At 39.7% G+C, this 6,517-nt stretch carries 5 protein-coding genes and 1 pseudogene; 1 reads left to right on the forward strand and 5 read right to left on the reverse strand.

Translation table 11 applies throughout. The annotated features are described in order from the left end of the window. The 5 genes and pseudogenes from Q0095_RS03150 to dnaN form a co-directional block, all read right to left on the reverse strand. Positions 1-380, reverse strand: a pseudogene (locus Q0095_RS03150) (hydrolase); the annotation flags it as partial. Next, the gene (gene queF / locus Q0095_RS03155) at positions 377-757 is read right to left on the reverse strand and encodes a preQ(1) synthase (protein WP_297881286.1); all 381 of its coding nucleotides are present in this window, start codon (positions 755-757) and stop codon (positions 377-379) included. The gene queF and the pseudogene Q0095_RS03150, both read right to left, overlap by 4 nt. Beyond that, a complete protein-coding gene (locus Q0095_RS03160) occupies positions 757-2,181 on the reverse strand; it encodes an EAL domain-containing protein (RefSeq protein WP_297881288.1) in 1,425 nt (474 codons plus the stop codon). The genes queF and Q0095_RS03160 overlap by 1 nt, the downstream gene beginning before the upstream one ends. Further along, positions 2,182-4,494: a DNA topoisomerase (ATP-hydrolyzing) subunit B gene (gene gyrB, locus Q0095_RS03165; RefSeq protein ID WP_297881290.1), complete on the reverse strand. Its 2,313-nt coding sequence runs from the start codon at positions 4,492-4,494 to the stop codon at positions 2,182-2,184. Positions 4,495-4,503: 9 nt separating this feature from the next. Next, positions 4,504-5,583: a DNA polymerase III subunit beta gene (gene dnaN / locus Q0095_RS03170; protein WP_297881292.1), complete on the reverse strand. Its 1,080-nt coding sequence runs from the start codon at positions 5,581-5,583 to the stop codon at positions 4,504-4,506. A 313-nt stretch (positions 5,584-5,896) separates the two neighbouring features. On the opposite strand from dnaN, the gene Q0095_RS03175 reads away from it, so the two are divergent. Then, positions 5,897-6,517: MFS transporter (locus Q0095_RS03175; protein WP_297881294.1), on the forward strand; the 621-nt coding region annotated here is incomplete at its 3' end.

Below are 6,517 nucleotides of genomic sequence, written 5' to 3' on the forward strand. Positions count from 1 at the left end.
ACCGCTTCTTTCTTATGATCCTTGGAATTTAGATATTTTTTAAATCGCTCGAAAAAAGCGCCATTTTGAATAGGCAAAAGATCGCTTTCCAGGACACTTAGAACCCATTCGTTGATCTTTTTTTTCTTGGTTTTTTGGATCTGATGAAAGACGTCCGGACGGATGTCGGTTACTACGATACGCGCTAAAAACTCGAAAATCCCCGCTTCGATGACGTAGTTGATATCCACGTCGCGCTCAAAGCTAGCGATAAAATAAGCGATAATAAATTTATGCGCCTGCTTGTCGAGCTCGACTAAACTTACCATCTTTGGGTAATCGTTCCAGCGACTAATGCTTGCGGATTTAAAAATTTGTTCGACTAAATTTGAGCTTATCATCGGTAAATTTGATCCGAGTTTATTTCGATTACGGTGTGGACATTGCCGCGTGGATTAAAATCGCCCGTGATTTTCATAAATTTAGGCTTTAGCTTGCTTTGCAGTGCGCTATAAATTTCATTTATGCTATCTTCGTGGCTAATATAGCGGTTCATAAATGAATTTATGTAAATTTTAATCGCTTTAAGTTCGACTACGAGCTTATCCGGGATATATTCCAAATAGATCGTCGCAAAATCTGGATAGCCCGAGCGCGGGCAGCGGCAGCAAAACTCAGGTAGGGTTATTTTTATAAGATAATCGCGCTTTTGTTTATTGGGCCAAACTTCTAAATTTTCGATGTCAAATTTTTCAATTTCCTCTTCGCCGTATCTCACTATGATCTCCTTAAATTAGATATATCGTTCGGCTTTTCGACGCAAAATCCCTGAATATAATCGATACCCATTTTATAAAGCTGCATTTGAAATTCCTCTTTGTCAACGAAACGCATTACGGTTTTGATGCTCGATTTTGCGCAGGCTTCGTTCATGCCTATAAATATATTTTTAATTTTTTCATCGTCTAAATTTTTATTAAATTCTATGTCATAAATGATAAAATCGACGTTTAGAAATTTTAAATACTCAAAGCTCGCGTTTGAGCCGCCGAACTGCGACAGCGCGAAGCTAAAACCGAGTTCGCGAAATCTAATTAAAATTTCATCAAAGCGCTTGATCTCAGAATAGATAAGCTTTTCGTTAAACTCAAACACGATCTTTTTCGGATCGATTAGGTTATTATCGATGAGCTTTAAAATTTCATTGCGAAACTCATTATTTCGCAGCGTTTGAGGCATAATCTCGATAAAAATTTTAGCGTCGATATCCTTAAAATAGATGATTCTAGAAATCTGCCTCATCATCGAAATATCGTATTTAATATCGTAATGATTTAGAAGCAAAATATCTAAAATTCTACTTTTTGTGATCTTTTCGCCGCTTCTTAGATCAAGCTTCGGAATCAAATTTATATGAGATTTTACCCCGTTTTTATCCGCAACGCGCTGATATTTAAAACTGAAATTTTCACTATCTATCGCCTCCATCACGTCGGCGGAAAATACGTCTATTAATACTTTCTCTACGTCAATAGCCTTCTCGCCGTGCTCTTCGTCGTCCAGGTGATTTATCTTATAAAATAGCGCATTTACGATATTATGCAGATTGCGATCATAGGAGCTTGGAAGCATCGTAAATTCGCTTTTAATCTCTACATTTTTGATCGTCTGACTTGAAATTTTATGCTCAAACATCCTCAAAATATGGCTTAAATTTGTAGCTTTTGATTCTACACCGAATACGAAGTAGCCGTTTATAAATCGACCTATCGGAAGGTCCTTAAAGCCCTGCTCCGCCATAAAATTTGAAAGTTCCTTACAATACTCGTATAAAATTTCATCGCCGTTTTTATAACCGTATCGATCGTTTATGTCGATGATATTTTTAATTCGCAAAAGCACAATATTTATTTGACGATTTTTAGCTAGATCATTGCTTAAAATTTTCTCGATCTCCTCGCGCACGAATACATGCGTAACGGGATCAATCAGCGTCTTTTGAAAACCGAAATAAATTTGATAGATAACGTAATAAACATAGCAGATTAAAAGTATCAAAAATAAAATTACGTCGTCAAATTTAAACTCGCCGTTTCGGAACAAAATAATTCCGAAAACAATTAAAACGCAGGTAAACGGCACCGAAATTTTAAGTGCCGTTATGAAACGATTTTCGCGCTCTTTGGTCTCACTAAATAACATCTAAACATCCAAATGTTTTACATCTTTTGCATGATCTTGGATGTAGTTTCGGCGCGGCTCGACCTCATCGCCCATGAAAAGATTAAAGGTATCGCTAGCACTCTGCGCATCGGCAATATTAATTTTTAATAACCTTCGATTTTCAGGGCTCATAGTGGTTTCCCAAAGCTGCTCCGGATTCATCTCACCAAGACCTTTATAGCGCTGAATATAAGCGCCTTTTTTCGAGCTTTTTTCGATTTCATCTAAAATTTCAATAAAATCCTTGCCAAAGCTTACATCCCGCTCTTTGATCTTTGAATAAATTCTGATCGCCTCTTCAAAGATATAATTGCCGAATAGATTCTCATCTATCACAAGCTGTTCCAAGCCGCTCGGAGTTTGGACATAAATTCTAATGCCTTCATCATTTACGTAGGAATTTAATATATTAAATCCTTCGCTTTCTAGGCGCGGTTTTAAAATTTTAAATATCTCCTCGTAGCCGAGGCTTCGCGCTTCGTCGTTTTCTATCAAAAATCTAATCGCGCTAAGCACGCTGAAGCGCTTTTTGAGCTCATTTAGAAGCGAGCGGTAATTTGAGACTATTTTTAGATAATCGATCAGATCCTCGTTGCCAATACCTTCAAACTCGCCCATATCGATGCCCGTTTCGATCAAAAACTCGCTAAGCGCCTTTTCGTCTTTCAGATAAATCTCTTTTTTGCCCTTTTTATATCTAAAAAGTGGCGGCTGTGCCAGATAAACATAGCCGTTTTCGACAACAGGGCGCAAAAATCTAAAGAAAAATGTTAGAAGCAGCGTCTGAATGTGGCTGCCGTCAACGTCCGCATCGGTCATAATGATAATTTTGTGATAGCGGAGCTTTTCTTCGTTAAATTCCTCGCCGATACCGCAACCAAAGGCCGTGATCATATTTTTAATCTCTTCGGATTGCAAAATTCTATCCAGGCGCGCCTTTTCTACGTTTAAAATTTTACCTCTAAGCGGCAGGATCGCTTGAAACACGCGGTCTCTTCCCTGCTTCGCCGAGCCGCCCGCACTATCACCCTCGACTAGATAAATTTCGCTAATGCTTGCATCCTTACTCTGACAATCGGCTAACTTTCCTGGAAGGGTTCCGACGGAATTTATATTGTCTTTTTTGCGCGTTAGATCGCGTGCTTTTTTTGCCGCTTCGCGACCGCGCGCGGCTAAAAGAGCCTTATTCATAATGGCGCGCGCTTCGATAGGATTTTCTTCAAAATATTTGCTAAGCACCTCAAACGCCATCTTTTGCACGATCGGCTTAACATAGCTGGAACCCAGCTTGCCTTTAGTCTGCCCTTCAAACTGCGGCTCGGGAACCTTGACGCTAATTACCGCGATGAGCCCCTCGCGAACGTCGTCGCCGGTGATCTTCGTATCCTTTTCACGTGCAGCCGCATTTGCCGCGACGTAATTTGTTATCGCGCGCGTAAGACCCGCTCTAAAACCAGCCTCGTGAGTACCGCCGTCCGGAGTTTTGATATTATTTACAAAGCTCAGTAAATTTTCGCTATATGTTTCGTTATACATAAGCGCGAAATCCACCATAACATCTTCCGCGCCGTCGCTAAACGATACGGCTTTGGATATGGCAGGCGCTTTATTCATATCGTTTACGAAGCTTTCTAAACCGCCTTCAAAGTGAAAGTGCTCGTCCCTGCCCGTGCGGTTATCTTTAAAATTTATCGTGATTTTTGGATTTAGATACGCTAGCTCGCGAAATCTTTTCGATAAAATTTCATCGTCAAATTCTAAAATTTCAAAAATTTCGCCGTCGGGCCAAAACTCGATCGTCGTGCCCGTGCGGTTAGTAGTTTTTATCTTTTCAAGCTCTGTAGTAGGAATTCCTTTGGCAAATTCTTGTCTATAAATATTTCCGTCACGTTTGATCGTAGCAACGAGCTTTTTTGAGAGCGCATTTACAACGCTAACGCCCACGCCGTGCAGACCGCCGGAGACTTTATAAGTGTCTTTGTCAAATTTACCGCCTGCGTGAAGCACGGTTAAAACCACCGTCGCGGCAGGAATTTTTTCGGTCGGATGTATATCGACGGGGATTCCGCGACCGTTATCACTAACGATACAACTTCCCTCGCTAGTGATCTCAACATCGATTGTGTCGCAGTAACCTGCCATCGCCTCATCGATCGAATTATCTACAACCTCATAAATCATATGATGAAGTCCACCGATATTGGTGTCTCCGATATACATTCCAGGGCGCTTTCTAACAGCCTCAAGACCTTTTAAAACTTTAATATTACTGGCGCCGTAATTTTGCTTCATAATTTTCCTTTAAATATTATTTATCGGCATGACAACCGTTTTTAGGTCGTCCGCGCTAAGTACGAACGCCGTATCGGAGTTGTTAAAATCAAGCTCAAAAATTTCACTCTCAATATTACTTAAAAAATCAAGCAGAAAGCGATTTTTCACGCCGAAGACTATCTCGCCGTTTATATCGATCGCCGCTTCAATTTCGGTCTTTGCTTCGGAATTATCTTCGTTGATACTTTCAAAAACCATTCCGTCCTTCTTAATGGTAACCTTCATCTCCTCGCACATTGCATTTATCGCTCGCACGCCGCTTACCATCTTATCGCGCGGGATTAAAATTTTATACGCCGTATCGCTTGGGATCACGCGCTCGTAGTTTGGAAATTTGCCGTTTATAAGCTTCGTAAAAAACTCAAAATTTTCGCTCACCGCTAGTAGCACGTTTTCGTCGTAGTAAATTTTAATTTTATCCGAAAATAGCTTTTGAATTTCGCCTATCGCCTTTTTAGGGATTAAAATTTTAGTATCTAGCTCGCCCGCTTTTGATTGAGTGATCAGCTTATAAACGCTAAGTCGCTTAGTATCGGTTCCGACTAAATTTAAAAATCCCTCTTTTACGTCGATTAAGGCTCCGTTTAGCTCATATTTCGGATTGTTCGTATCAATTGACGGATATATTTTTTTAAGGCTTCTTCCTAAAATTCCAGCATTTACGTCAAAGCTATTTTTGCCCTCTATTGTAGGAAAGCTCGGAAAATCCCTCGTTTCAAACATCGGAAGCTTATACTTAGATTTTTTTTGCTTTACAAATAGCGCTCCGTTGACAGTTTCTAAAGTAACGCTATCGTCGCTTAAGCCTTTGATAACGTTAAGGAGTTTGCCTCCGTTTGCAGTGGCTTCGCCTTCTGTTTCTATAGCGACGTTCTGAATATTATAGCTAAGGCCTATTTCGTGATCGGTAGCTTTTATACTAAAAATTCCATCTTTAGCACTCATTAAAAGATGCGAAGTTATCGAGCTTAGATCTTTTTTATCAAGGTAGGAGCTAGTATTTGAAACTATCTCTTCTAAAAGTTTTTTAGTGATTAACACTTTCATATTTTTATCCTTTTAAATTTTTATCGTTGTAGTAGTTGGTAAGTGGTTTTTGTGAAAAACTTATCCTAAAGCTTGTCCTTAGGTATTTTATCCAGTGAGTAAGTAGCTTTGTTTTATTCACTTTCATTATACTACTTTAAATTATCTTCGACATTCACGACACTAAAATATTGTGTTATTCTATCAGTTTATCTTACCTTAGTATAACTTAGTGAAAAAATTAACAATATTTTCCGAGAAAGTATTGACCCTCATTTTTAACTATGTTATAGTCTTTGTGAAAATATGTATTAAGTTAAAGGAGGGTCTTTTTATGAAAGAGACATTCAATCGTTGGCAAGTTTTAGCTGCATCAACTGCTATTCTCCTCTGTACAGGGGCAGTCTATTCTTTTTCCGTTTTCGCTGGGCCTCTAAGTTCTTCAACAGGCTGGTCAATGTCCGAAATCATGCTCGCATTTGCAATTAACTCAGCAATCGGACCGATCCCCATGATTCTCGGAGGTTATTTGGTAGACAAGGGATATGTAAAATGGACAATCGCCCTTGGGGCCCTTCTCTTTGCTAGCGGCTTTTATCTAACTGGTTATGCTAGTTCACCAGCCATGCTCTATCTGACCTATGGTTTGATGGCAGGTCTTGGTCAAGGATTTGCTTATTCAGGAGCCCTCTCAAATTCTCTTCGTCTCTTCCCTGATAAACGTGGCTTAGCTTCTGGGATTCTAACAGGAGGTATGGGGTTTGCTGCAGTTATCGCGTCACCAGTTGCAAGTAGTCTCATTCAAAAACAAGATGCCTTCTTTGCTTTTCGAACAATCGGACTGGTCTATATTGTTGTTATTATCTGTGCAATTTTCTTCATCAAGGCAGCCCCAAGTGGTTACCAACCTACAGGTTGGAAAGCTCCAGCACAAACTAAACAAGGACCTGCTAAT

Origin of the sequence: uncultured Campylobacter sp., assembly GCF_938045535.1 — a bacterium.
Classification (GTDB): domain Bacteria; phylum Campylobacterota; class Campylobacteria; order Campylobacterales; family Campylobacteraceae; genus Campylobacter_B.